Below are 24,297 nucleotides of genomic sequence, written 5' to 3'. Positions count from 1 at the left end.
CACAAAAAAGGGGCGCAATCAAAAGTAAAAACCAGAGTCCGAAAACCCAGCAAAAACAATCGCCAGCAAAAAAGCTGACAAAAACATCCGACCCTCCACACGGGGGTATGAAGAGCCGAAACCAAAAAAATTTGGCACTGACATTCATCGACACACTGTTAAGTTCTCAAAGAACACACGCACACACATCCAGACCGAATAACTCCGGACCTTCCGTGAAGCAACTTTTCCAGCTTAGCCCACTCGCTCATCCGATCAAAATCGGACTCCCGATCGAGCTAGTGTGATTGTCAGGCGCTCCTCGTCCTACCTCGTTTCCCAGTCCTTCCGCTCGGCGTCTCCGCCTTGCTTCTCGGCTCCGGGTCGGTGTCCGTGTCGCTCTGACTTGGAATAAGTTACGCGGCGGATAACGCTTCGTCAAATCGCCTGACCAGCGCGCTTTTTCGCAGGTCAGAGGCGTGCGGACAGCGAGACTCGGGCACGAATGACACAAGTGTGATTCAGGCCACCACAAGATCGATAAGCACCGCTGCGGCGACAATCGCGCCGCCCGGCGATCAGCCGCCCATCGGAGTGCGGCGCGGAATGACTTTGCGATAAGTGATCCGCAATCCGCGGGTTCCCGCACCACCACGTCTTCATCGGTCAGGCTTCCGCATCGGCCGTCGGCGGCGAGGCCGAGCCCTTTGGACGACACGCTCACGCGGTCCGCTTCGCTTCCGGTGACAATCACATTCGTGACGTGATGTCCGACCGGATTCGCGTCGCCGAGCGTACGGGCCGCGTCGCCCGCTGTGTGAGCTTTTCCGCCAGGCGGCACGACCTACGACCGGGCCTGTTCAGTTTCGATTCCGACGGCGCGGCGAATACGACGGCGCCGCGGTGATCTTCACCGGCCTGGCGTACCCCGGTCACCACGGTGTGCCGGACCTGCCAGGGACGTAGGTACCGTGGCGAGATCGTTTTCGCCGGGACACCGGCGGAGTTGCCGGCGGAGGCCGGTCGCCGACCGCGGAGTACCTGCGGCGCAATTCGTTGCCGATGATCCCGCCGCCGGGGACGCGATCCCGGCATCATGAATTCATGGCGACACGGGAGGTGGTCCGGGCGGGGACTTTCGCGCGGATCTACGACCCGAGCGCCGGAGAGCCGCGAGCCTGGTACATCAACGATCACACGATTGTTCGCGACGATTCCGGGCGGTGGCACCTTTTCGGGATCACCCACCCCGAGCCCGCGGACCCGTCCGACGAGATCGAGTTCGCCCACGCCACCGCGGACCGGCTGCACGGACCGTGGACCAAACACGCCTCTGCGTTGAAGGTGGATCGGGACTACGGTGAGACGCATTTGTGGGCGCCCTATGTGCTCCGCGCCCACGGGCGGTACCACATGTTCTACGCGGCGGGTGGCGCCGACCGCACCGCCGCCGCGATGAACTCGGCGACCTCACCCGACTTGTTCCACTGGACCCGGTCCGCGGCTGGTCCGCTGTTCCGCGACGGCTACGACGCTCGCGACCCCATGGTGGTGCGCGTGGGCGACCAATGGGTGATGTACTACTGCGCGACCAGCGCCCCCGCCGGTGGTCACCATATCGTCGCCTACCGCACCAGCACCGACCTCGTGCACTGGGGCGAGCGGCACATCGCCTACACGGACCCGGCCAAAGGCACCGAAGCCGGCAATACCGAATCGCCGTACGTCCTCCGGCACGGCGGTTGGTGGTATCTGTTCATCGGTCCGCGCCCGCATTACGTCGGGACCGACGTCTTTCGCAGTGACAACGCCTTCCACTTCCGCATCGGCGACAAGGTCGGCCACGTCGCGGCGCACGCCGCCGAGGTGGTCGACGAGGACGGCCGCTGGTGGATCACCAGCGCGGGCTGGGGCCAGGGCGGGGTTCATCTGGCGCCGCTCGGCTTCCCACGAGCGCGAATCGCGAAGGCGGTCCCCCGCTGAGCCAGAATCTCCGAACCGAGCGTTATTTCGGCGAAACGCGTCTGCGAGCGCGGTCGCTGCTGGTATCTGTTGAGCGAGTCGAACTTCCGATCACCCACCCTACGGGAGGGACCGGCATGGCCCGTACCGGCATCAGGACCGGCTCGTGACCGCGCTGACGGCGGCGGGGCACGACGTGGTCCGCGGCGCGGCGCCGATCAGCGACAACGCCCTGGCCGGTTCGGTAGCGCGCACGGTCGCCGCGGCGGGCGCTATACCCGGCCCGCTGCTGTTGCTGTCGAATATCGACCCGGTCCAGCCCGGAATGGTGGGCATGGTCGCCGCCCGCAGCGACGATCCGGCGGAGAACCTGGCGAAGGTGTACCTGTATCCGGAGGTGTTCTTCTTTCCGGCGGGCGGCGCCTCGGTGCATCACCTGGCCGCGCCGGGCCGGATGACGCTCGCCCGGCTCACCCGGCTCGACGGCGACTACCGCATGCAGCTGATGCTCGGCGATTTCGAACACTACGACGAACAGACCAACGAAGCGCTGATGCAACAATCGCCCCGGGAGTGGCCGCACGCATTCGCCCTGCTGGACGCGCGCGCCGAGGACTTCCTGAACCGGTTCGGCGCCGACCATATTCACGCGGTGCCCGGCGACCACCGGGAAGCCGTGCGGGCTACGTGCGAATTGCTCGACGTCACCGTGGACGAGTTCACGCGGTGACGATGTTCCTCGGCATCGACATCGGGACCTCGAGTTCCAAAGGCGTGCTCACCGATGCGCGCGGCACGATCACCGCCAGGGCCGAGCGGGCACGTCAGATTTCCATGCCGCGCCCCGGCTGGGTCGAGCACGACGCGGAGAAGGTGTGGTGGGCGGATTTCCTCGCACTCGCCCGTGAGCTCGTGGCGGCGGCCGACGGCGCCGAGCTCGCGGGTCTCGCGGTGTCCGGGATCGGACCATGCCTGTTGCCCGCCGACGCGGAAGGCAGGCCGCTGCGCCCGGCCATCCTCTACGGCGTCGACACCAGGGCGAGCGCCGAGATCGCCGAGCTGAACGACGAATTCGGCGCGCGAGCGGTACTCGACCGGGCCGGGTCGCCGCTGACCAGCCAGGCCGTCGGACCGAAGGCGCGGTGGCTGGCCCGGCACGAGCCGGACGTCGCCGCACGCACCGCGATGCTGCTGATGGCGAGTTCCTTCCTGGTGCACCGGCTCACCGGCCGGTACGTTCTCGACCACCACTCGGCCAGTCAGTGTGTGCCCCTCTACGACCTGCGCGAGCGTGCGTGGGCGAGCGACTGGGCCGAGCGGATCGTGCCGGGCTGGAGGCTGCCGGAGCTGGCCTGGCCCGCCGAGATCGTGGGCCGGGTGAGCGCCGACGCGGCGGCCGCCACCGGACTTCCGTCGGGACTGCCGGTCACCACCGGGACCATCGATGCCTGGGCCGAGGCGGCCAGCGTCGGCGTCCGCGCTCCGGGTGACGCCATGATCATGTACGGCACCACCATGTTCCTGGTGCAGGTGCTCACCGACCCGCGCCCGCATCCCGGCCTCTGGGGCACCTGCGGCGCCTGGCCGGACACCTATACCCTCGCCGCGGGCATGGCCACCTCCGGCGCGGTCACCGACTGGCTGCGCAAACTCGTGGGCGGCGAGTTCACCGACCTGGTCGCCGCGGCAGCGGAGGTGCCCGCGGGCAGCAGGGGTTTGCTCGCGCTGCCCTATTTCGCCGGGGAGCGCACTCCCCTGTTCGACCCGGACGCTCGCGGCATCGTCGCGGGATTGACCCTCGGGCACGGACGAGCCGAGCTCTACCGCGCGGTTCTGGAGGGCATCGCCTACGGGGTGCGGCACAACCTCGAGGCCATGACCGAAGCCGGCGGGCAGGCAGGGCGTCTGGTCGCGGTGGGCGGTGGCACCAGAGGCGGGCTGTGGACCCGGATAGTCTCCGATGTCACCGGCCTGCCCCAGCAATTGCCCGCCGAGACCGTCGGGGCGAGCCTCGGCGATGCCCTGTTCGCCGCCGAAGCCGCCGGGATCGACACCTCGGCGTGGAATCCGGTCGTCGATACCGTGCGGCCGCATCCCGAGCGCGTCGAGAAATACGCGGAGTACTACCGCCACTACCGCGATCTGTACGATCGAACGACGACTATCGCGCATTTCCTTGCGGCCGAACAGCACCGGGCCGGGGCGGCTTCCTGATCGACGAATATCCGTGCGACGATGCAGAGTTGTTCCACGGAACGATACGAGGATCTCATGCCCACGATCACCCTGACCCAGGACAATTTCGACTCCGTCGTCACGTCGCATCCGATCGTGCTGGTGGATTGGTGGGCCGGTTGGTGTGGGCCGTGCCAGTATTTCGCTCCGGTGTACGAGGCGTCCGCCGAGCGGCATCCACAGATCGTGCACGGCAAGGTCGACACCGAAAACGAGGTCGCGTTGACCGCTGCCGCGCAGGTGACGCAGTATCCGACAGTGATGGCCTTCCGCGACGGCCTGCTCGTCTATTCCGCGGCGGGCGCGCTGGCGTCGGAGGCGCTGGAAGACCTGGTGCAGCAGATCTTGTGGCTCGACATGGACCAGTTCCGCCGGGAACTTGTCCAGCAGGCCGACACCCGGCAGTTGGTCGAGGCCGGCGGGACCGCCACGGCCCACCGGGCCGGGCTCGCGCCGACCGCACCCCGATACGGGTGGCCCGGACTGTGACCGCGCCGCGAGGTGAACTGTGGCGGCTGGACGGCACGCGAACGCGGTCGGTCAGCGCCGAGAATCCGACCGGGGCGCCCGGCGCGGGCGCCCGGGCGACCGAGGGCACCGGAGCGCACGCGGCGCGGCTGCTCGGCCCGGGGTGGAAGATCTCCCCCTCGATCGCACTCGCCCACGGCGAGACCGCCACGCTGGCCGACGTGTCGGGACCCGGCGTGTTCCGGCATTTCTGGTTGACCACGGAACGTTCCGTCCTCCGCGGACTGACACTGCGGATGACCTGGGACGACGCGGCACAGCCCGCGATCGAGTCACCCCTCGGCGACTTCTTCTGCAACGGATGGGGCGAGACGGCCCTGCTGAGTTCGGAGATGGTGGTCGTCGCGCCCGCGGGTGGGTTGAACAGCTACTGGGCTATGCCGTTTCGGCACCGTGCGCGCATCACGCTCGACAATCACTGCGGCCGTGAGGTTCCGGTGTATTACCAGGCGACCTACACCGAGCAGGATGTGCCGGACGACGCCGGGTACCTGCACACCCGATGGACGCGAACGACCGGTCTGGGGAATCCGGCCGTCCACACGATTCTCGACTCGGTGCCGGGGCCGGGCCGCTACGTCGGCACCTACCTCGCCATCCGCCCGGGCGCACCGGGGTGGTGGGGCGAGGGCGAGGTCAAGTTCTTCCTCGACGGGGACGCCGAGCATCCCACCATTTGCGGAACGGGCACCGAGGACTATTTCGGCGGCGCCTGGAATTTCGACCTCGACGGGACATATCGGACATATTCCACGCCCTATCTCGGGCTGCATCAAGTGCTGCCGCCGGAGCAGATCTATCGATCGGATCAACGCTTCGGCATGTACCGCTGGCATGTGCGCGATCCGATTTGTTTCGACCGCGAACTCCGCGTCACCGTGCAGGCCCTCGGATGGCGCGACGCCGAGACCTATCTCCCGCTGGAGGACGCCGATGTGGCGACCACCGCTTGGTGGTATCAGGCCTGAGCGGGGCGGTCGGCATCCGGCGGGAGCTCCGATGCCAGCAGTTCGTCGGCCCGCGCCAGCGCCGCGTCCATGCCCGCGGTGAGATCGTCCATCCCGGTCAGGCCGTCCAGCAGTCCGGCGAGTTCGTCCTGCACGGCGCGCAGTTCCGCGATCGCCGGGTCGACCGGGAACCACGCGACCGAGTCGCGCCACCACGGATCGTCGGCCAGCCACGCCCACAACACATCGCGCACCAGCACCGGGTCGGAGGTGTACATCTGGAACGACTCGGTCGGCGAACCGGCTCGGTGCTCGAGCTCGTAGACGCCGTCGGGCAGCAACCTGGCCCGTATGTCGCGCAGATCGGCACGGCTGAGTTCGAGCACGGTGTGTTCCGGCCCGGCCGGTTCGCCGAGCAGGTCGCCGAGCGCGTCCTCGGTCAATTCCGGCAGCTGCGTCCCGTCTCCCGTGCGGATACGCACGGCGGTGGGGTCGATGCTCATCGCGCCAGTCTGCCCGATACGGCGGCGGGATACCCGAAATGCTCCGGTAGGGGGCGGCTCGGGTGCAAGGTGGTCGGTATGGAGGTGCTCCAGACGGTCGGACGGTTCGCCGGATCGCGCGGCGGGCTCGTCCGCGACAGGCCACCGGTTTCGTCCGAGGTCTCGATGCGCCCGCGTCTCCCGCGCGGCGCATGCCGTATCGGCGACGCCAGCGGGCTTCGATCGGGGGCCGCCCGATGACGAGGGTGGCGGGAGTCGACAGCTCCACCCAGGCCTGCAAAGTCCTGGTCTGCGACGCCGACAGCGGTGAGATTCTCGCTCAGGGGCGGGCCCCGCACCCGGATGGGACCGAGGTCGCCCCGGCCGCGTGGTGGGACGCGCTGCGGACGGCGAGCGCGGGATTGCTCGACGGCGTCGACGCGATAGCGGTCGCCGGACAGCAGCAGGGCTTGGTGCCTTTGGACGCGACGGGCGTCCCGGTGCGCGACGCACTGCTGTGGAACGACATCCGCTCCGCCGACGCGGCGCAGGAATTGATCGCCGACCTCGGCGGCCCCCGGGCGTGGGCCGATGCGGTCGGCAGCGTGCCGGTGGCCGGGCTGACCGTCGCCAAACTGCGCTGGCTGGCCGACCACGAGCCGGAACTCGCCGACCGCACCGCGCACGTCGTGCTACCGCACGACTACCTGACCTGGCGGCTGCGGGGCGGCGGACCGGGACGCATGCTCGATCCGACCACCGACCGGGGCGACGCGTCCGGCACCGGCTATTGGTCGCCCGCCCATGGCGGTTATCGCGAGGACCTGCTCGCCATGGCCTTTCGTGGACGTCGCCCGGCCCTGCCCCGAGTCCTCGGCCCGGACCAGCCCGCCGGGCGCACACCGTCGGGCGCACTGATCGCCGCCGGCACAGGGGACAATGCCGGGGCCGCCCTGGGCTTGGGCATCGCCGATGGCGACGTGGTGGTTTCCGTCGGCACCAGCGGGACGGCCTACGCTCGCACCGACCGTCCGGCCGCGGACGCAACCGGCGCGGTCGCCGGGTTCGCGGATGCCACCGGCGCGTTTCTGCCACTGGTCTGCACGCTCAACGCCGCCCGCATCCTGACCTCGACCGCCGATCTGCTCGGCGTGGACCTCCCCACGCTGGAATCGCTGGCCGCACAGGAGCCGCCGGGCGCGGACGGTGTGGTCCTGCTGCCCTATCTCGCCGGTGAACGCACGCCCAACCTGCCGCACGCCACGGGCAGCCTGCACGGGTTGCGGCCGGAGGCGATGCGACCCGGCACGGTCGCCCGCGCAGCCTTCGAGGGTCTACTGTGCCATCTCGCCGACGCGCTGGACCACCTCACCGAGATCGGCGGGGTCACGCCGCGGCGGGTGCTGCTCATCGGTGGCGCGGCGCGCTCCCGGCTGGTGGCGGCGATCGCCGCACAGGTCTTCGGCGTCACGGTGACGGTGCCGGAGCCGGCCGAGTACGTCGCGCTCGGCGCTGCCCGGCAAGCGGCATGGGCGCTCAGCGGCGCATCCCGGCCGCCGTCCTGGCCCGCCTGCCCGGTCGCGGAGATTCCGCCACCGGACGACACCGCGACCGGACGACAGCTCCGGGCCGCGTATCGCAGCGCCCGCCAGGCGCTCCACGGCTGACCCGGTCCGCACCGCGATCCCCGCGCGCCGGAATATGCGGCTACCCCGTTTCCGGGTAGCTGATTTTCGTCGCCGGGTGGCGCCTCGACGGCCGGAGGGGTTGGATCACCCTCGTCGAAGAGAGGTAGACGAATGACCGATACCCAGGTGCGGAGGGCGGTGACGGCGGAACGGACGGAACTCGCCGAACTCCTGGCCGGACTGGACGCCGAGAGCTGGGACGCGCCGACCCTCTGCGCGGGCTGGCGGGTCCGCGAAGTGGCCGCGCACATCACGATGCCGTATCGCCTGTCGAGCGCACGCTTCGCGCTGGGGATGATCGCGGCGTTCGGCAACTTCAACCGCATGGCCGATCACACCGCCCGGATGGACGCCGCCACGCTCAGCACCTCGGATCTACTGAAATCGCTGTGGGACAACGTCGATCACCCCTGGCGGCCGCCGGGCGGCGGGCTGTCCAACGCGTTGAGCCACGACGTGATCCACGGGCTGGACATCACCGTGGCGCTGGGCCTGGACCGCCGGGTGCCCGAGGATCGGATGCGTTTGGTACTGGACACGGTCGATCCCAGGACCGTCAAACTGTTCGGCGCCGAACTGGGCGGCATCGAACTGCGCGCCGACGACCTGGACTTCAGCTACGGATCCGGCACGGTACTGTCGGGACACGCCCAAGACCTGCTGCTCGTCCTCTGCGGCCGCAAGTTGCCCGCCGGACACCTCGGCGGCGAGCCCGCGGAGCGATTCACCGTCTGGGAATGACCCCGGTGCGCAGCGCGCATGATGGCACCGACCGCACAGATCCCATCGCCCCAGGACTCGACCAACGCGGCACCGGGTGTCAGGTCATCAACGCCGGGCGCTGCGCCCGAGCGCGGCCCTGGGCGGAATCGGCTCGGCCGCGGGACCACCCGGCATGTTCGCCGCTGCGGCATTCCAGGTAGCCGATGGCGCTGCGGTCTCGCTCGATCCTCTACTGGATCAGGCCGAGCAATCCCACCGCGGCCAGTGCCCCGGTTAGCGCCGCGACCGGGCCACCGCTGTGGCGCGTGCGGCGGGTGACCCTGTCGACGAGCAGTGCGAGCTCGGTGCTCGGCTCGGCGCCGTCGCCGCGTTCAGGCCTCGCCGTGGGGGCTGAGCAGAAGCAGGGTGCGCACGATGGCTAGACTGAGCCAACTCCTCAGACAAGTAGCGGGGTAGTAGATGATCTCTCAGGTACGGCGTCACCCGCTGGCCGCCCAGGCGGCCGACATGCTGCTCGCCCGGATCCAGGCGGGCGAATGGCCCCTGGGTCACCGCCTGCCCGGTGAGACCACGCTGGCCGCGCAGCTCGGCGTCGGACGCTCGACGCTGCGCGAGGCGATCCGCGAGCTGGCCGGAAAAGGCGTGCTGGACAGCAGGCAGGGCGCGGGCGTCTTCGTGACCGCGGTCGAGGTGACCGAGCAATGGGATGCCGTGCTGCGCCGCGCCACCATCGCCTCGGTGATCGAAGCGCGCATCGCCATCGAGGCCGAGGCCGCCGCGCTGGCCGCCCAGCGGCGCACCCCCGCCGACCTGCGCACGATCCGCCGGACACTGGCCGCGCGCGAAGCGCACGGCGAATCGGTGGCCGAGCACGTCGACGCCGATATGGCGTTCCACCGGGCGGTCATCGTGGCCGCCCACAACGACGTGCTGACCCAGCTGTTCGACAGCTTCCTGCCCCGGCTGCGCCTGGCGATGATCGACATGCTCGAGATCCGCCCGGTGCCGTCGGAGTCCGCGGATCACGCCGCGCACCAGCGGCTGGCCGACGCGATCGCCGCGCGCAACCCCACCACCGCTGCGGAGTACAGCCGCGCCCACCTGACCACTTTGAAAGAGGCTTTCACGTGACCGAACCGGTGCTCGAACTGACCGACGTCACCTTCCGCCGCGAGGGCAAGAAGATCATCGGCGGGATCTCGCTGACCGTGCGCGCGGGCGAACGCTGGGCACTGCTCGGCCCCAACGGCGCGGGCAAGAGCACGCTGCTCGGCTTCTGCGGCGCCGTCACCTTCCCGACCTCGGGCTCGGTCCGAGTGCTCGGCGCGGAACTCGGCCGCGTCGAATTGCAGCAGCTGCGCCGCGGCATCGGGCAGGTGAATCCGCGCCATCCCTTGCGCTCGCCGCTGACCATCCGGGAGGTCGTGCTGACCGGCCTGACCGCGACGATCGACATCCCCATGCGCTGGACCCCGACAGCTGATCAGCTCGACCGAGCCGACGCGATGATCGACACCGTGGGTCTGTCCGGAAAGGCGAAGGAGGTCTGGCCCACGCTGAGCCAGGGTGAGCGCGGCCGTACCCTCATCGCCCGAGCGCTGATCGCCGAACCCCGGTTGCTGCTGTTCGACGAACCGTCCACCGGTCTGGACGTCGCCGCTCGCGAGCAGTTGCTCGACACCCTCGACACTTTGGACCGAACCCATCCCGACGTCGCCTCCATCCTGGTCACCCACCACCTGGAGGAACTGCCCAGCACGACGACGCACGCGTTGCTCATCGCGGGCGGCCACGCCGTCGCGGCGGGCCCGGCCCGGGAGACGATCACCACCGAGAATGTCACCGCCGCCTTCGCACACCCGGTAGAGGTCCGCCACGACGACGGCCGCTGGACCGCGCGGGCCGCCCGAAAACCCTCCGCATGGCCGCGGTAGGCGCTGAGCGAGCATGCCGGGACGTCGACTTCGCAAAAAATTCGGCCGGGTCTGTCGATTCGGGCGGTGGTCGTTCGATGCAGTGATGTGAGGATCGACCGATCCTGACACCACATCGACCGAGGATGCCCCGATGCGATACATGATGCTCATCCGCCTTGACCCCGCCACTTCCCCGGAGCCGGACGAAGCGCTGCTGGAACAGGTGGGCAAGGTGATCGAGGAGATGACCAAGGCGGGCGTGCTGCTGGACACCAACGGCCTGCACTCGATCACCGAAGCCACCCGGGTCGCCCAGTCCGGCGGCAAGCAGACCGTGCTGGACGGACCGTTCACCGAATCCAAGGAGATCGTCGGCGGATACTGCATTCTGCAGGTCAAGTCGAAGGAGGAGGCGGTGGAATGGACCTCCCGTTTCCTCGCCGCACACGGACCCGAATGGGATATCGGGGTCGAGGTCCGGCAGATCGCCGAGCCGGCCTGAGCGGGCGCGGCGGATGAGCGGGCAGCCGTCCGCGGATTCGGCGCGACGCGCCGTCGAAGCCGTGACCCGGATGGAGTGGCCCCGGTTGGTCGCCGGGCTCACCCGGGTGGTCGGCGATATCGGGGCCGCGGAAGAACTGGCGCAAGATGCCTTGGTCGCGGCGTTGGAGCAGTGGCCGCGCGATGGCGTGCCGCCGAATCCGGGTGGCTGGCTCATGCTCACCGCCAAGCACCGGGCGATCGATATGGTGCGGCGCAACCGCACCTTCGCCCGCAAGCTGCAGCTGCTCGGTCGCGACCTCGTGACCGAGCAGCCACCGCCGCCGGCTGCGGACGGCGACCTGGTCGAGGACGACCTGCTGCGGATGATGTTCACCGCCTGCCATCCGGTGCTCACCGAACCGGCGCGCGTCGCGCTGACCCTGCGGCTGCTCGGCGGGCTGACCACCGAGGAGATCGCCCGGGCGTTCGTCGTGCCGGAAACGACCGTGGCGCAACGGATCGTGCGGGCGAAACGCACCATCGCCGACAAGCGGCTCCCTTTCGAGGTGCCGCACGGGCCCCAGCTGGCCGAACGGTTGGCGTCGGTGCTGGCCGTGGTCTACCTGATCTTCAACGAAGGCTATGCCGCGACGGCAGGCGAGGACTGGGTCCGTGTGGAGCTGTGCCAGGACGCGCTGCGCCTGGCCCGCATGCTCGGTGAGTTGTTGCCCGCCGAACCGGAGGCACACGGCCTGGTCGCGCTACTGGAATTGCAGGCGTCCCGGCTGCCCGCACGCGCCGGAACCGGCAAAGAGATGGTGCTGCTCGACGACCAGGACCGCGCACGCTGGGATCGCTTGCTGATCCGGCGCGGACTGGCGGCCCTCGCGCGAGCGAACAGCGTGGCACGCGAGCGCGGTCTGCCTCCCGGCCGATACGCGCTGCAAGCCGCCATCGCCGCGGTGCACGCGATGGCGGCGACGCCGGAAGAGACCGATTGGCGGCGGATCGCCGGACTCTATGCCGTTCTCGCGCAACGCTTTCCCTCCCCCGTCGTGGAGTTGAATCGCGCGGTGGCGGTGAGCAAGGTGCACGGCCCCGTCGCGGGACTGGAGCTGGTGGACGCGCTCGTCGCCGCGGGCGCCCTCGCCGACTATCACCTGCGCTACGCCGTGCGCGGTGACCTGCTCGCCCAGCTGGGCCGGTATGCGCAGGCACGCGTCGAATTCACGCGTGCGGCGGAACTGACGGGCAACACTTCCGAGCGGGCTCTCCTGCTCGACCGGGCAGTGGCCTGCGCACAGGCCGACTGACCGCACCACGGTGGTAACGCCGCTTGATCCGTTCCCGGACGCCGGAGCCAACCACCATTGCCGCGGCGCCGGCTCAGCCGGTGATCAGCCCCGGAGTGAGTTCGTCCAGACCGGAGATGACCTTGGCGGCCAGGCCGAGCGCATCGGAAGCGGGCGGGTACTCCGGGCGTGGCGCCGCGATCACCCGCATCCCGGCCGCGTGGGCCGAGCGCAGGCCGTTGCTCGAGTCCTCGATGGCGACACAGTCACTCGGCCGCTGACGCAGGAAGGTCGCGACCGTCAGATAGACGTCCGGCGCAGGCTTGCCCCGCTCGACCTCCTCGGTGGAGAAGGTGACGGAGAAGTACTCGATCAGCCCCGTCCGGCCCAGCACCGCGTCGATGAGCGCGCGCGGCGACGAACTGGCCAGCCCGAGCGGCCAGTGCTCACAGATCCGCTGCACGGCCTCGACCGCGCCCGGCAGCAGCGGCACGCCCTCGGTGTAGCGCTCGGACATCCGCTCGATCACGTCCCGCGCGACGGTCTCCGGCGGCTCGCCGACACCGAGTTCGTCGCTCAGATAGGCCGACCATTCAGCTGTGCTCATCCCCATCAGCCGCTGCTGGGTGTCGGGCAGCCACCGCCCGCCTTTCTCCGCGACGTAGCCACGCCGCACCAGTTCCCAGACCGGTTCGGAGTCGATCAGGACGCCGTCCATGTCGAACACGACCGCGGTGATACCCATGCGCACAGAGCCTTTCGCCAGCCGAAGCGGTCAGAGATCCAGCACGGCCGCCACGCGTCTCCGGCCGCCGGAACCAGGCCGATACCACCCGGAAAACAGCGATATGCGGTTGCGCACCAGCCTAATGGGTGCGGTCGTCCTCAACCCCGCGCACGGCCGCAGCGGAGGCGGAGGTACACCGCGGTGACGGCCCGGGGCGACGGACACAGCACCCGCGCGGCGAGCATTCAGCGGGCAACCGATAACTTGTTCTTATGAACGAACCGCAGGCCGGCGACTCGCTGCCGAGCAAGGAGCACCACGAGGGCGGGTTCCGGCCGCTGACCGAGCTGATCGCCGCCCACGAGGCCGCCACGGACGACATCTCCCGCGGCGGGCCGCACTACGGCCAGTTCATCGAGCAGGTGCGCGGCCTGATGGACCGCGTCCGGCTGGCCTCGCCCTCCGACGAGCTGGCGGTGGAGGCGATCGGCGTTCTCAAGGAGCTGAACGACAAGCTGGACGCCGCCCTGGTGGACGAGTGGTCGACGCCCAATTGGACCCGCTTCGACCTGCCCGCCCGCGGCAACATCACCCTGCCCCCGTTCTTCATCGACCACGTCGACCCGCAGAACGGCGTCGACGCGCGCCTCACCTTCCGCACCTTCCACCTCGGCGGCAACAGCGCCGCCCACGGCGGCCAGATCGCCATCGCCTTCGACGACCTGCTCGGCCTGGCGGCGGCGGTGCGTTCCGGCGCGGTGACCAGGACGGCGTCGCTCACCGTCGATTACCGCTCCGTCACGCCGCTGAATACCGAGCTGAAGGTGCGCGCGTGGGCCGAACGGCAGGAGGGGCGCAAGGTCTACGTGCGGGCCACCCTGCACGACGGCGACCGGCTGTGCGCGGAGGCGAACGGCTTGTTCATCGTGCTGAAGCCCGGACAGCCCTGACAGCCGGCTGCCGAAGACCGCACCAGCGCTGGACCTGCTCGCCGGGCTGGATACCACCACCTCGCAGATGCGCGTCGTGGTTCTAAGCACCGCATGTTTCGATACATGCAATAGAAGATGTACCATTCCGCGGTGATCGATTCCAGTCGGCGGACCACCCGTCCTCCCGGCCGCCCGGCCTCCGCGACCAGGGAACAGGTCATCGAGCACGCTCGCCGAGCGTTCCTGGCCGGAGAGCGCGTGGACATCCAGGCGATCGCAGCGCAACTCGGGCTCAGCCGCGCCTCGGTCTACCGCTGGTTCGGCTCCCGAGACGGCGTGCTCGGTGCCGTGCTGGCCGGGGAGTTCGAGGCGCTGCTCACTCGCGCCGACGCCCGCCGCCGTTCCACCGGCGCTCGGCGCATCCTGGATGTGCTGTACCGGGTCAACCGCTGGATGACCGACAACGAACCGTTCCGGCACTACTTCGAGAACGAGCCGCTGTCCGGCCTGCGCATCCTCACCGCGAGCGACGGGCCGGTACAGCCGCTGGTCGTCGCCGCCGTTGAGGAGCTGATCGTGCGCGCCGCCGAAGAGGACGGATACGATCCGCCGCTGGACCCCCCGCTGCTGGCCTACGCGCTGGTGCGGCTCTGCGAGGCGTTCCTGTACAACGACAACGTCGCGGGCATTCGCGGTGACATCGACCGGCTGCACCAGGTCCAGGCGGCGCTGCTGGGCATCCCCGACGCGATCACACCATGACATCGTCCGGCTCGCCGCGCGGACCGCGCGCCTGCGGCGCGCCCCCGGAGCACGCTGCACGCCCGACCGCGCTCCAGCCGGAGGACGTCACGATGACCACCGCCTGGATCGGTCCCGGCGACGGCCACACCACACCCGCCGCCCGGCCTGCCGTGGACCGCGTGCGTGTGTTCGGCGCTGGACCGGCGCTGTTCATCAACGCTTACGGTCCGCGACCGTAGATACGTACGGCGTGGCCGGCACGAACCCGATTTCGAATCGCTGTGATCGAAATTCGGCTGATCGCGTCCGACCTGGCGGATTGGCCGGACAACCGCGTATATCGCCAGGTCGGGCCGCGCGGCACCCGGCGCAATAACATCCCCTGATTTGTCCTGGCGCAGACGCCGGAACGGGCGCGGCCGCAACCGCATTATCGTCGCTATTCGTGCAGGTCAGCGACAGAAAGGCGGAGAAGGTGGCGGCGGAACCCACGCCGGTGCGGCAGTTGCGCGCCGATCAAGCGCGGCGGGTGGCCGACATCTTGCGCCACCAGTTGCACGCCGGCGCGTTCGACGGCGCGCTGCCGCGCGAACAGGAGCTCGCCGCCGAATACGGAGCCTCCCGCAACACCGTCCGGGACGCCTTGGCACTGTTGAAGGACGAGGGCTTGATCGACCGAGCGCCCAAGGTGGGTACCCGGGTGGCCACCCGCAAGTACGACCACGGGCTCGACGCGCTGCTCGGGTTGCAGGAGACCTTCAAGGGACACGGCACCGTGCGCAATGAGGTGCGCGCCGCGATGCACGTCGCCGCACCACCCGCCGTCGCCCGCAGGCTCGGCCTCGCGCCGGGCGAGCGCGTGGTCTACCTCGAGCGGCTGCGTTACCTGGCGGATCTGCCGTTGAGCCTCGATCTCACCTACCTCGTACCCGACATCGGCACCGAGGTACTCGGCCACGACCTCGAGCACACCGATGTCTTCGTGCTGCTGGAACGCATCAGCGGCCAGTCGCTCGGATCGGCCGACCTCGCCCTGGAAGCGGTACCCGCCGACCCGCACACCGCCTCCACCCTCGACGTCCCCGGCGGCGCGCCGCTGCTGATGCTGGAACGACTGACCCGGCTCGACGACGGCCGACCGGTCGACTTGGAGTACATCCGCATGCGCGGCGACCGCATCACCATGCGCGGCAGCCTGACCCGCAGCACCCCCGAATGGAAGGTCCTCTAGATGGCACTGGTCGACCAGCGCGCCGATATCCCCGTCACCATCGACGAGTCGTTGTGCATCCAGGGCTGCACGCTCTGCGTCGAGATCTGTCCGCTCGACTCGCTGGCCATCAACCCCGACAACGGCAAGGCCTTCATGCATGTGGACGAGTGCTGGTACTGCGGTCCCTGCGCGGCCCGCTGCCCCACCGGCGCCGTCACCGTCAACATGCCCTACCTGCTCCGCTGATCTGGAAGACCGATGAAAGTGAAATTCGCTCCCGTCCTGCTCGCCGCCGCGCTCGCGTTGACCGGATGTTCGCTGGAGCAGTCCGACGACACCCCCGCGGGCACCGTCAAGGTGGTCGTCGGGTACCAGTCCAAGACCATCAACACCGTCACCGCGGGCACCCTGCTGCGCGCGCAGGGCTACCTCGAGCGGCGGCTACAGCAGATCACCGACAACGGCGGGGCGAAGTACCAGGTCGAGTGGCAGGATTACGACACCGGCGCGCCGATCACCGCGCAGATGGTGGCCGAGAAGATCGACATCGGCTCCATGGGCGACTATCCGTTGCTGATCAACGGCTCCCGCACCCAGGCCAACGAGCGAGCGCGGACCGAGCTGGTGTCGGTCACGGGGTACAACCCCAAGGGCGCGCTGAACATGGTCGTGGTGCCGAACGATTCGACCGCCACCGGCATCGGCGACCTGGCCGGGCAGAAGATCTCGGCCAGTGTGGGTTCGGCCGGGCACGGCACCTTGGTGCAAGCGCTGTCGCGTGCGGGGATCGACCCGGCCAAGGGCGTGGAAGTGCTCAACCAGCAGCCGCAGGTCGGCGCGACCGCCCTGGAGTCCCACCAGGTGGGCGCGCTGTCGCAGTTCGTCGCGTGGCCCGGCCTTGTCGTCTTTCAGAACAAGGCCAAGCTGCTCTACGACGGCGCCGAACTCGGCGTGCCGACCTTCCACGGCGTGGTGGCCCGGCGCGCGTACGCCGCCGATCACCCGGAGGTGCTCCAGGCGTTCTTGGCCGCGCAACTGGATGCCACCCGGTTCCTTCAGGACAAGCCGTTCGAAGCAGCGAAAATCGTCGCGGACGGATCCGGACTGCCGCAGGAGGTGGTGTACCTCTACAACGGTCCCGGCGGCACGAGTTTCGACACCACACTCAAGCCGAGCTTGATCGACGCGCTCACAGGCGATGTGGCCTACCTGAAGTCGATCGGCGACTTCGCGGACCTCGACATCGACCGGTTCGCCGACGACGGCCCGCTGCGCAAGGCGTACGCCGAGACCGGGGGCGACTACGACCGCGACCTCGCCACCACCGCCAACCCCACCCGGGTCACCGGCACCGACCCGGTCTGCGGCACACCGGCACAGGACCCCGCGCTGGCCGGCGAACTGTGGGTGGACGGCGTGGCGAAGCCGCAACCGGCCGCGGACCCGACCTGCCTGCTGCGCGCCGTCCAAGCCGCGAAAGCGCAGGGCCGGACGATCCGCGCCGCCTACGTCCCGGATGCCGAGCTCGGCACCCGCTGGTTCGCCGACAAGTCGATCTGGCTACGCGACGGCGCCGCCTACCTGCCCTTCACCACCGCCGCGGCCGCGCAGCGCTACCGCCAGGCGCATCCGTCCGCCACGCCGGTCGGCTACGACCAAGCCGTCACGGAAGTACGCGGATGACCAGCGAACTCGCCGCCCCCGCAGTGCGGGCCACGGCCCAACCCGCGATCCGATCGGATGCCGCCCCGACGTCGCGGTCGGCCTGGCGCTCGCGCCTGGTGCGCATCGCCTCGGTCGCCATCGCGGTCGGTCTGTGGCAGTTGCTCACGGCCAACAACGTGCGGGCGGGCCTGCGATTCGACACCCTCCCCACCGTCGGCGAGATCGTCGCCGAATTCGGCACGCAGTTGCGCTCCGACCAGTACTACCTGGACATCGCGCAGTCGCTGATCCGGATCGTCACCGGCTTCGGGCTGGCCGCGGTGGTCGGCGTGGTCGTGGGCATCGGGCTGGGCCGGTCGCGGCTGCTCGCCGACACCTTCGGCCCGCTGGCCGAACTCGTCCGCCCGATCCCGGCCATCGCGCTGGTGCCGGTCGCGATCCTGCTGTTCCCCAGCGACGAATCCGGCATCGTATTCATCACGTTCACCGCGTCGCTGTTCCCGGTGCTGGTCAGCACCAGGCACGCGGTGCGCGCACTGCCCACGATCTGGGAGGACGCGGTGCGCACGCTGGGCGCGTCCCGGCTGGACGTGCTCACCCGCGTGGTGTTTCCCGGCATCCTGCCCGGCGTCTTCAGCGGACTGTCCGTGGGCGTCGGCGTCGCGTGGATCTGCCTCATCTCCGCGGAGATGATCTCCGGACGTCTCGGCGTCGGCTACCGCACCTGGCAGGCGTACACCATCGTGGACTATCCGGGAGTGTTCGTCGGCATGATCACCATCGGCGTCCTCGGTTTCGCGACATCGGGACTGGTCGAGCTGGCCGGTCGCCGCATCACCCGCTGGCTGCCCAGGGAGGTCGACGCATGACCACAGTGATCGACGCACCGGCATCGACCGGAATGCGCCTGGATATCACCGGCGTTCGCATCGCCTATGGCGGCGAACCGGTGCTCGACGGACTGAACCTGTCCATCGCGCCGGGCGAAATCCTCGTCGTGGTCGGCAAATCCGGTTGCGGCAAGTCCACGTTGCTGCGCGCGATCGCCGGACTACGCACCCCGGAGGGTGGAGCCGTCCTGGCCGACGGCGACCACGTCAGCGGACCCGCGGCCGACCGCGCCCTGGTATTCCAGGACGACGCGCTGCTGCCGTGGCGCACGGTGCGGCAGAATATCGAACTCGCCCTACGCCTGAGCGGCACACCGCGGGCCCAGCGACGAGCCACCGCACTGCACTGGGTGGACGAGGTCGGGCTCACCGGCTACGCCGACTACCTGCCACGCGACCTGTCCGGCGGCATGCGCCAGCGTGTCCAGCTCGCACGCAGCCTGGCCGCCGCGCCACGCGCCGTGCTGATGGACGAGCCGTTCGGCGCCCTGGACACCCAGACCAGGGAAACCATGCAGCGCCTGCTGATCCAGACCTGGCGCGCCCACCCCACCACCATCGTCTTCGTCACCCACGACCTCGACGAAGCCCTGTTGCTCGGCGACCGCATCGCCGTGCTCGGCGGCGGCACGCTGCGCGCGCTGGTGCCGGTGCCCAGTCCGCGGGAGGCGATCGACCGGGCCGCGACGAAGGCCGAGATCTTGGAGAAACTGTGAACATTCCGCCGCTGTCGGAACGAATTCGGCTGGACTGCGACGTGCTCGTCATCGGCGGCGGCACGGCCGGCACGATGGCCGCGCTCACCGCCGCCGAGCAAGGCGCGAACGTACTGCTGCTGGAGAAGGCTCACGTGCGGCACTCCGGTGCGCTGGCCATGGGCATGGACGGCGTGAACAACGCCGTGATCCCGGGCAAGGCCGAACCGGAGGACTACGTCGCCGAGATCACCCGCGCCAACGACGGCATCGTCGACCAGCGCACCGTCTACCAGACCGCGACGCGCGGGTTCGCCATGGTGCAGCGGCTGGAGCGCTACGGCGTGAAGTTCGAGAAGGACGAGTACGGCGAGTACGCCGTGCGCCGAGTACACCGGTCCGGCTCGTACGTGCTGCCGATGCCCGAGGGCAAGGACGTCAAGAAGGCGCTGTATCGCGTGCTGCGTCAACGCAAGATGCGCGAGAAGATCCGCATCGAGAACCGGCTCATGCCGGTGCGCGTGCTCACCGACAACGGACGCGCCGTCGGCGCGGCCGCCCTGCACACCCGCACCGGCGAATTCGTGGCCGTCGGCGCGAAGGCGGTGATCCTGGCCACCGGACCGTGCGGCAGGCTGGGGCTGCCCGCCAGCGGATACCTGTACGGCACCTACGAGAACCCGACGAACGCGGGCGACGGCTACTCCATGGCCTACCACGCCGGCGCCGAACTCAGCGGCATCGAATGCTTTCAGATCAACCCGCTGATCAAGGACTACAACGGCCCGGCGTGCGCCTACGTCGCCAATCCGTTCGGCGGCTACCAGGTCAACGCCGACGGCGAACGCTTCGTCGACTCCGACTACTGGTCCGGCCAGATGATGGCGGAGGTGAAGCGCGAGATCGAATCGGCGCGCGGTCCCATCTATCTCAAGGTGTCGCATCTGCCGGACGAGACGCTCAGCGCGCTCGAAGGCATCCTGCACACCACCGAGCGCCCCACCCGCGGCACCTTCCACGCCAATCGCGGCCACGACTACCGCACCCACGATATCGAGATGCACATCTCCGAAATCGGTCTGTGCAGCGGACATTCCGCCTCCGGCGTGTGGGTCGACGAACACGCCCGCACCACGGTGCCGGGCTTGTACGCGGCGGGCGATCTGGCGTGCGTTCCGCACAATTACATGATCGGCGCGTTCGTCTTCGGCGATCTGGCCGGTGCGCACGCCGCGTCCACCCTGGATGAGGTGGCCGCGCCCGCCGAGCTGCCCGAGGACCAGCTGGCCGCCGCGCACGAGCTGATCTACCGGCCGCTGCGCCGACCGGACGGGCCGCCGCAACCGCAGGTCGAATACAAGCTGCGGCGTTTCGTGAACGACTATGTCGCGCCGCCCAAGACGGCGACCAAGCTGGCCATCGCGGTGGAGACCTTCGACCGGATGCGCGCCGAGATCGCTGGCATCGGCGCGCGCACCCCGCACGAGCTGATGCGCGCGGTGGAGGTGTCGTTCATCCGCGACTGCGCCGAGATGGCCGCCCGCAGCTCACTGACCAGGACCGAATCCCGTTGGGGCCTCTACCACGAGCGCGCCGACCTACCTGAACGCGACGATGTCGAATGGCGATATCACCTGAACCTGCGCAAGAACCCGGACGGAACCATGGCGTTCCTGAAGCGACCGGTAGCGCCGTACCTGGTTGCGGTGCCCGGGCTCGACGACCTGCCCGCGGCCGATGCCGAGGCCGTGCCGGTGCACCAGCCGCACCGAGTTGTCGGCCGTGCGCCGCACACCGCCGCCGGCGCCGAGCCCGATCGCACCGCGGCCGGCTCGCTGTCGCAGGCGGCCACTCCCCCGTCACCTCGGATCGTCGCCCTACTCGCTCTCGACGAACCCACCGTGGCACAACTGTCCACCTATCTGACGGATCCGGACGCGGGCGTGCGGGCCGCGGCGGTCGCGGTGCTGACCGAGCACACGCCGGAAGGCTTCGCGACCGCCCTGAGTGACGCGCTGGACGATGCGGCGGCCTCGGTCCGGCGCGCCGCTGCGGCAAGCCTGCGCGAGCTCGTCGAGGTCTTGCCCTCGGCGGCGGGGCTTTCCGACCGACTCGGTTCGCCCGATCCGGTCGTCCGGTCCACGGTCATCGATCTGTTGCGCGCCCTGCGGGCGGGCGAGCCCGGGCACTACCGCGCGGCGCTGGCGGACGAGGATCATCGCGTCCGCATCGAGGCGGTCCGCGCGCTGGTCTCGCTGAACGACCGGGACGGTGTCGCCACCCTGGCCGTCGACGGCAACCGGGAGGTGCGGGTTGCGGTCGCCCGAGGGCTGGCCGCCATCGGCGACGGCGGGGCCGAGGTGATCCGCCGCCTCGCCGACGACCAGGACCCGCTGGTCCGCGCCGCGGCACTGACCGCGTTCGCGCAGCTGGGGGCCGAACCCCCGGACATCACCGCGCTCGAGGCCGCCCTGCGCCACTCGGCCTGGCAGATCCGGGTGGGCGCGGCGCGCGGGCTCGCGGGCGCCGACCCGGACCTCGCGGTGCCGATCCTGGCTGCGGCACTGCACGATCCGCATCTCGACGTCCGCAAGGCGGCGGTGCTGTCGTTGTCGGGGTGGCTGGATCTGCCGGCCGCGCACGACGCGCTGCGCGCCGCGATCGACGACACCGACGCCGACGTGCGTGCGTATGCCCGGCGAGCGCTGGGCACCCAGCCGACGGCCTAGCACCACCTGGTTGCCGCACGTCGGATCGCTGATTGTCGGGGAAACGCGAGATCTACACCTCGGGACGGCTCGTTCCAGCACCGCAATTCGGGTGGGCCGCTGGTCGATCGCGACGGCCGCGCGCTGGGCACCGCGTTCGGTGCCGACGGGAACAGCAGCAACGTCGGCTTCGCCACCAGCCTGCTGGAAGTCATCGACCGGCTCGACCACGGATGGCGCCGCGACCGCCCGGTCGGCACCGGCCGCTGCGCCTCCTGACCGCCGTCAGGAGGCGTCGGCGACGATCACCACCCCGCTCGAGGCGTCCAGCAGCGGAATGGTCCGCTCCGCGGCGTCGTCGACGTGCACGCGCGGGTGTGCGGGCAGCTCGGCCTCGTAATAGGTACCCGGACCGTAGAACTGGCCGTACTTCACCACCACGCCGTCGAAGTCCAGCACGGCAGTCTCGTGCTGCTGGATCACCGCGCCCCGGCCCGCGGGCGGTTCCCACGCGATGCTCTGGGCGAGAAAGCGTTTCGCACCGGCCGCCCGCGCGGCGGCGATCAAGTTGCGGGTGCCCTCGGTACGGATGCGTGCGTTCGCCTCGGCCCGCTCCGGCAGCGACGCCGCATCGTCGGGCAGGTCGGTGAGCTGATGCATCACCAGGTCGGGCCCGAACCCGACCACCGCGGCGGTCAGGGCGTCGGCGTCGTACACATCGCACACCACCGGCTCGGCCCCCAGCGCCCGCAGCGAATCGGCCTTTCCCGCCGACCGGGTCATCCCCGCGACCTCATGCCCCGCCTCGATCAAGAGCGGAAGCAAGCGGACCCCGATCACGCCGGTCGCACCGGCCAGGAAGATGCGCACGGTGTCGATTGTGCCGTGCCTGCGTCGCCGGGTGTTCACGGCCCCTCAGCTCGGCCGCGAACGGCGCAACCTGATCTCGCCTCTTCGGGTAACCCTCGGCGGTTGCCCGCTCGATCACTGCGGCGAACACGGCAGTGCCGACGCGCGTTCCGCGGCGGGAACGGCCGTGCGCGACCGGTTTTCCCCACTCGGACCAGTGATCGGCAGTCGCCACGCACCCGGCGCGGCAACCAGTACCACCGAGTTCTTCGGCTCGATCGGCGCCGGCCTGCGGTAGGCGCTGACCGGTCGCGACACGCCGCATGTCAACACGCCGGAGGTCCGCCGCATAGCAATCTCCGGGCTACCATCTGAACAAGTCGCTCACCAGCGTTCCCGCTCGGACGATTCCGATCGTCCGAGCTGCCACAGCGGCATACCGAGGTCGGTGAGCTGCCCACACCGCTCCAGGTCCGGACTTCCCATGCCCGGCCGGGACGAAGCCCGGTAGCCGATCGGGCACAACGTAGGATGAATCCTCGGTCGTGGGTGCCGGTGCCGGTGCAGAAAGCAATTCGCCTGAGCGACAGCAGATTCGGTTTCTCGTCACCGACAGGACGCGGGTAGGAGGTATGCGGGTGGGCGCAGGTGCGCGGTCCGGAAAGCAGCGGGGCATTCGCGGTCGGATGAGGAAGACCGGCGCTGTCGTGGCAACGGCTGTGCTCATATCGTCCGTCGGTGCGGCTGCGGCCGCCGCCGCGCCGATCCACGCACCGATACTGCGCGCACCGGCGCGGGGTTTCAGCGAACTCTCCGTGCCGTCCAGCATGGGCCCGATCAAAGTCCAGGTCCAGTGGGCCGCTCGCGGCGGCAGCGCGGCACTGTATTTGCTCGACGGCCTGCGCGCGCCCGCCGACCACAGTCAGTGGACGACCGATACCGACGCCCTGAGCCAGTTCGAGGACGACAACGTCACCCTGGTGTTGCCGGTCGGCGGACACTCGAGCTTCTACACCGACTGGTATCGGCCGAGTAGCACCAACGGTCAAGAGACGACGTACAAATGGGAAACCTTCCTGACCCAGGAGTTGCCCGCCTACTTGCAGCGATACGGCGTCTCGCGAACCAACAACGCCATCGTCGGAGCCTCCATGGGCGGCAACGCCGCGCTGATACTGGCCGCATACCATCGCAACCAGTTCCAGTTCGCCGGATCTTTCTCCGGGTTCCTGCACCCGACGTTCCCGCTCTGGAACGAAGCGATGCGCGCCGCCATGTGGGACGAGGGCAACTTCGACGTGGACGACATGTGGGGGCCGGTCGGCGATCCGGCCTGGAGCCGCAACGATGCCACCGTGCAGGCGGAGCTGCTGCGCGGACTGCCGATATACGTCTCGACCGGCAATGGCCTGCCCGGCCCGCTCGACGTGCCGTTCGGAGTCGGGAACACGGTCAACGCGATGGGCCTGGAGTCGATGACGACGATCGCCGCCCAGATGTTCCGCGATCGCCTCACCGAGCTCGGCATGACCGCGCGCGTCGACACCGTCGACGGAACACACACCTGGCCCTACTGGCAGCAAGCGCTCGCGACCGCGCGGCCGATGATCCTCGACGCGCTCGGCGCGCACTGACGCCG

At 69.5% G+C, this 24,297-nt stretch carries 24 protein-coding genes; 21 read left to right on the top strand and 3 right to left on the bottom strand.

Annotated elements, in window-relative coordinates; genetic code table 11:
• The first annotated feature begins 1,083 nt into the window (after positions 1 to 1,083).
• From ACT89H_RS05295 to ACT89H_RS05275, 5 genes are all read left to right on the top strand, one after another.
• Positions 1,084 to 1,962 (top strand): glycosyl hydrolase family 32, encoded by an 879-nt coding sequence (locus ACT89H_RS05295; RefSeq protein WP_445107312.1) that lies wholly within the window; start codon positions 1,084 to 1,086, stop codon positions 1,960 to 1,962.
• 145 nt (positions 1,963 to 2,107) lie between these two features.
• Entirely contained in the window at positions 2,108 to 2,671 is a 564-nt protein-coding gene (locus ACT89H_RS05290; RefSeq protein ID WP_445107311.1) for a hypothetical protein, read from the top strand.
• A 2-nt stretch (positions 2,672 to 2,673) separates the two neighbouring features.
• Complete coding sequence (locus ACT89H_RS05285; RefSeq protein WP_445107363.1) at positions 2,674 to 4,155, top strand: FGGY-family carbohydrate kinase; 1,482 nt, start codon at positions 2,674 to 2,676, stop codon at positions 4,153 to 4,155.
• Between the two features lie 57 nt (positions 4,156 to 4,212).
• A complete protein-coding gene (locus ACT89H_RS05280) occupies positions 4,213 to 4,665 on the top strand; it encodes a thioredoxin family protein (protein WP_445107310.1) in 453 nt (150 codons plus the stop codon).
• Positions 4,662 to 5,672, top strand: a complete 1,011-nt coding sequence (locus ACT89H_RS05275) for a glycoside hydrolase family 172 protein (RefSeq protein ID WP_445107309.1) — start codon at positions 4,662 to 4,664, stop codon at positions 5,670 to 5,672. The genes ACT89H_RS05280 and ACT89H_RS05275 overlap by 4 nt, the downstream gene beginning before the upstream one ends.
• On the opposite strand, the gene ACT89H_RS05270 is transcribed toward ACT89H_RS05275, so the two are convergent.
• A complete protein-coding gene (locus ACT89H_RS05270; protein WP_445107308.1) occupies positions 5,663 to 6,154 on the bottom strand; it encodes a hypothetical protein in 492 nt (163 codons plus the stop codon). The genes ACT89H_RS05275 and ACT89H_RS05270 overlap by 10 nt on opposite strands.
• A 236-nt stretch (positions 6,155 to 6,390) precedes the next feature.
• On the opposite strand from ACT89H_RS05270, the gene xylB reads away from it, so the two are divergent.
• The 6 genes from xylB to ACT89H_RS05240 all read left to right on the top strand — a co-directional run bounded on the left by xylB (position 6,391) and on the right by ACT89H_RS05240 (position 12,256).
• Positions 6,391 to 7,800 (top strand): xylulokinase, encoded by a 1,410-nt coding sequence (xylB, locus tag ACT89H_RS05265; RefSeq protein WP_445107307.1) that lies wholly within the window; start codon positions 6,391 to 6,393, stop codon positions 7,798 to 7,800.
• A 132-nt stretch (positions 7,801 to 7,932) separates the two neighbouring features.
• Entirely contained in the window at positions 7,933 to 8,562 is a 630-nt protein-coding gene (locus tag ACT89H_RS05260) for a maleylpyruvate isomerase family mycothiol-dependent enzyme (RefSeq protein WP_445107306.1), read from the top strand.
• Between the two features lie 441 nt (positions 8,563 to 9,003).
• On the top strand, positions 9,004 to 9,675 hold the full coding sequence (locus ACT89H_RS05255; protein ID WP_445107305.1) for a FadR/GntR family transcriptional regulator: 672 nt from the start codon (positions 9,004 to 9,006) through the stop codon (positions 9,673 to 9,675).
• Positions 9,672 to 10,478, top strand: a complete 807-nt coding sequence (locus ACT89H_RS05250) for an ABC transporter ATP-binding protein (protein WP_445107304.1) — start codon at positions 9,672 to 9,674, stop codon at positions 10,476 to 10,478. The genes ACT89H_RS05255 and ACT89H_RS05250 overlap by 4 nt, the downstream gene beginning before the upstream one ends.
• 133 nt (positions 10,479 to 10,611) lie before the next feature.
• Positions 10,612 to 10,962, top strand: a complete 351-nt coding sequence (locus ACT89H_RS05245; RefSeq protein WP_445107303.1) for a YciI family protein — start codon at positions 10,612 to 10,614, stop codon at positions 10,960 to 10,962.
• Positions 10,963 to 10,975: 13 nt separating this feature from the next.
• Positions 10,976 to 12,256, top strand: a complete 1,281-nt coding sequence (locus ACT89H_RS05240; protein ID WP_445107302.1) for an RNA polymerase sigma factor — start codon at positions 10,976 to 10,978, stop codon at positions 12,254 to 12,256.
• A gap of 73 nt (positions 12,257 to 12,329) precedes the next feature.
• Here the strand turns inward: ACT89H_RS05240 and ACT89H_RS05235 are convergent, their stop codons facing one another.
• Positions 12,330 to 12,980, bottom strand: coding sequence for an HAD family hydrolase (locus ACT89H_RS05235; RefSeq protein ID WP_445107301.1), 651 nt, complete (start codon positions 12,978 to 12,980; stop codon positions 12,330 to 12,332).
• Between the two features lie 254 nt (positions 12,981 to 13,234).
• Here ACT89H_RS05235 and ACT89H_RS05230 point away from each other — a divergent pair, with 254 nt between their 5' ends.
• The 9 genes from ACT89H_RS05230 to ACT89H_RS05190 all read left to right on the top strand — a co-directional run bounded on the left by ACT89H_RS05230 (position 13,235) and on the right by ACT89H_RS05190 (position 21,830).
• Entirely contained in the window at positions 13,235 to 13,912 is a 678-nt protein-coding gene (locus ACT89H_RS05230) for a PaaI family thioesterase (RefSeq protein WP_445107300.1), read from the top strand.
• Between the two features lie 132 nt (positions 13,913 to 14,044).
• A complete protein-coding gene (locus ACT89H_RS05225) occupies positions 14,045 to 14,656 on the top strand; it encodes a QsdR family transcriptional regulator (protein ID WP_445107299.1) in 612 nt (203 codons plus the stop codon).
• Between the two features lie 92 nt (positions 14,657 to 14,748).
• Positions 14,749 to 14,877, top strand: coding sequence for a hypothetical protein (locus ACT89H_RS05220; protein WP_445107298.1), 129 nt, complete (start codon positions 14,749 to 14,751; stop codon positions 14,875 to 14,877).
• 206 nt (positions 14,878 to 15,083) lie between these two features.
• Positions 15,084 to 15,869: a GntR family transcriptional regulator gene (locus ACT89H_RS05215; protein ID WP_445107297.1), complete on the top strand. Its 786-nt coding sequence runs from the start codon at positions 15,084 to 15,086 to the stop codon at positions 15,867 to 15,869.
• Positions 15,870 to 16,097, top strand: a complete 228-nt coding sequence (locus tag ACT89H_RS05210) for a 4Fe-4S dicluster domain-containing protein (protein WP_445107296.1) — start codon at positions 15,870 to 15,872, stop codon at positions 16,095 to 16,097.
• Positions 16,098 to 16,109: 12 nt separating this feature from the next.
• The gene (locus tag ACT89H_RS05205) at positions 16,110 to 17,534 is read left to right on the top strand and encodes an ABC transporter substrate-binding protein (RefSeq protein ID WP_445107295.1); all 1,425 of its coding nucleotides are present in this window, start codon (positions 16,110 to 16,112) and stop codon (positions 17,532 to 17,534) included.
• Entirely contained in the window at positions 17,531 to 18,385 is an 855-nt protein-coding gene (locus tag ACT89H_RS05200) for an ABC transporter permease (RefSeq protein WP_445107294.1), read from the top strand. Before ACT89H_RS05205 ends, ACT89H_RS05200 begins: the two co-directional genes overlap by 4 nt.
• Positions 18,382 to 19,122, top strand: a complete 741-nt coding sequence (locus ACT89H_RS05195; RefSeq protein WP_445107293.1) for an ABC transporter ATP-binding protein — start codon at positions 18,382 to 18,384, stop codon at positions 19,120 to 19,122. The genes ACT89H_RS05200 and ACT89H_RS05195 overlap by 4 nt, the downstream gene beginning before the upstream one ends.
• Positions 19,119 to 21,830: a fumarate reductase/succinate dehydrogenase flavoprotein subunit gene (locus ACT89H_RS05190; protein WP_445107292.1), complete on the top strand. Its 2,712-nt coding sequence runs from the start codon at positions 19,119 to 19,121 to the stop codon at positions 21,828 to 21,830. The genes ACT89H_RS05195 and ACT89H_RS05190 overlap by 4 nt, the downstream gene beginning before the upstream one ends.
• Before the next feature lie 264 nt (positions 21,831 to 22,094).
• On the opposite strand, the gene ACT89H_RS05185 is transcribed toward ACT89H_RS05190, so the two are convergent.
• Positions 22,095 to 22,718 carry an NAD-dependent epimerase/dehydratase family protein gene (locus ACT89H_RS05185; RefSeq protein WP_445107291.1) on the bottom strand — a complete coding sequence of 208 codons (624 nt, stop codon included), beginning with the start codon at positions 22,716 to 22,718 and terminating at the stop codon, positions 22,095 to 22,097.
• 626 nt (positions 22,719 to 23,344) lie between these two features.
• Here ACT89H_RS05185 and ACT89H_RS05180 point away from each other — a divergent pair.
• A complete protein-coding gene (locus tag ACT89H_RS05180) occupies positions 23,345 to 24,292 on the top strand; it encodes an alpha/beta hydrolase (RefSeq protein ID WP_445107290.1) in 948 nt (315 codons plus the stop codon).
• Positions 24,293 to 24,297: the final 5 nt, after the last annotated feature.

Source organism: Nocardia aegles (genome assembly GCF_052545135.1).
The sequence above is the reverse complement of the archived record's forward strand: the minus strand, read 5'-3'. Positions and strand labels throughout refer to the sequence as shown.

Coding starts and splice junctions, on each gene's coding strand:
- ACT89H_RS05230 (WP_445107300.1), top strand. CDS start 13,235: ATGAACGAACCGCAGGCCGGCGACTCGCTGCCGAGCAAGGAGCACCAC.
- ACT89H_RS05210 (WP_445107296.1), top strand. CDS start 15,870: ATGGCACTGGTCGACCAGCGCGCCGATATCCCCGTCACCATCGACGAG.
- ACT89H_RS05255 (WP_445107305.1), top strand. CDS start 9,004: ATGATCTCTCAGGTACGGCGTCACCCGCTGGCCGCCCAGGCGGCCGAC.
- ACT89H_RS05280 (WP_445107310.1), top strand. CDS start 4,213: ATGCCCACGATCACCCTGACCCAGGACAATTTCGACTCCGTCGTCACG.
- ACT89H_RS05200 (WP_445107294.1), top strand. CDS start 17,531: ATGACCAGCGAACTCGCCGCCCCCGCAGTGCGGGCCACGGCCCAACCC.
- ACT89H_RS05285 (WP_445107363.1), top strand. CDS start 2,674: ATGTTCCTCGGCATCGACATCGGGACCTCGAGTTCCAAAGGCGTGCTC.
- ACT89H_RS05180 (WP_445107290.1), top strand. CDS start 23,345: ATGAGGAAGACCGGCGCTGTCGTGGCAACGGCTGTGCTCATATCGTCC.
- ACT89H_RS05270 (WP_445107308.1), bottom strand. CDS start 6,154: ATGAGCATCGACCCCACCGCCGTGCGTATCCGCACGGGAGACGGGACG.
- ACT89H_RS05220 (WP_445107298.1), top strand. CDS start 14,749: ATGACCACCGCCTGGATCGGTCCCGGCGACGGCCACACCACACCCGCC.
- ACT89H_RS05245 (WP_445107303.1), top strand. CDS start 10,612: ATGCGATACATGATGCTCATCCGCCTTGACCCCGCCACTTCCCCGGAG.
- ACT89H_RS05295 (WP_445107312.1), top strand. CDS start 1,084: ATGGCGACACGGGAGGTGGTCCGGGCGGGGACTTTCGCGCGGATCTAC.
- xylB (WP_445107307.1), top strand. CDS start 6,391: ATGACGAGGGTGGCGGGAGTCGACAGCTCCACCCAGGCCTGCAAAGTC.
- ACT89H_RS05235 (WP_445107301.1), bottom strand. CDS start 12,980: ATGGGTATCACCGCGGTCGTGTTCGACATGGACGGCGTCCTGATCGAC.
- ACT89H_RS05240 (WP_445107302.1), top strand. CDS start 10,976: ATGAGCGGGCAGCCGTCCGCGGATTCGGCGCGACGCGCCGTCGAAGCC.
- ACT89H_RS05260 (WP_445107306.1), top strand. CDS start 7,933: ATGACCGATACCCAGGTGCGGAGGGCGGTGACGGCGGAACGGACGGAA.
- ACT89H_RS05195 (WP_445107293.1), top strand. CDS start 18,382: ATGACCACAGTGATCGACGCACCGGCATCGACCGGAATGCGCCTGGAT.
- ACT89H_RS05205 (WP_445107295.1), top strand. CDS start 16,110: ATGAAAGTGAAATTCGCTCCCGTCCTGCTCGCCGCCGCGCTCGCGTTG.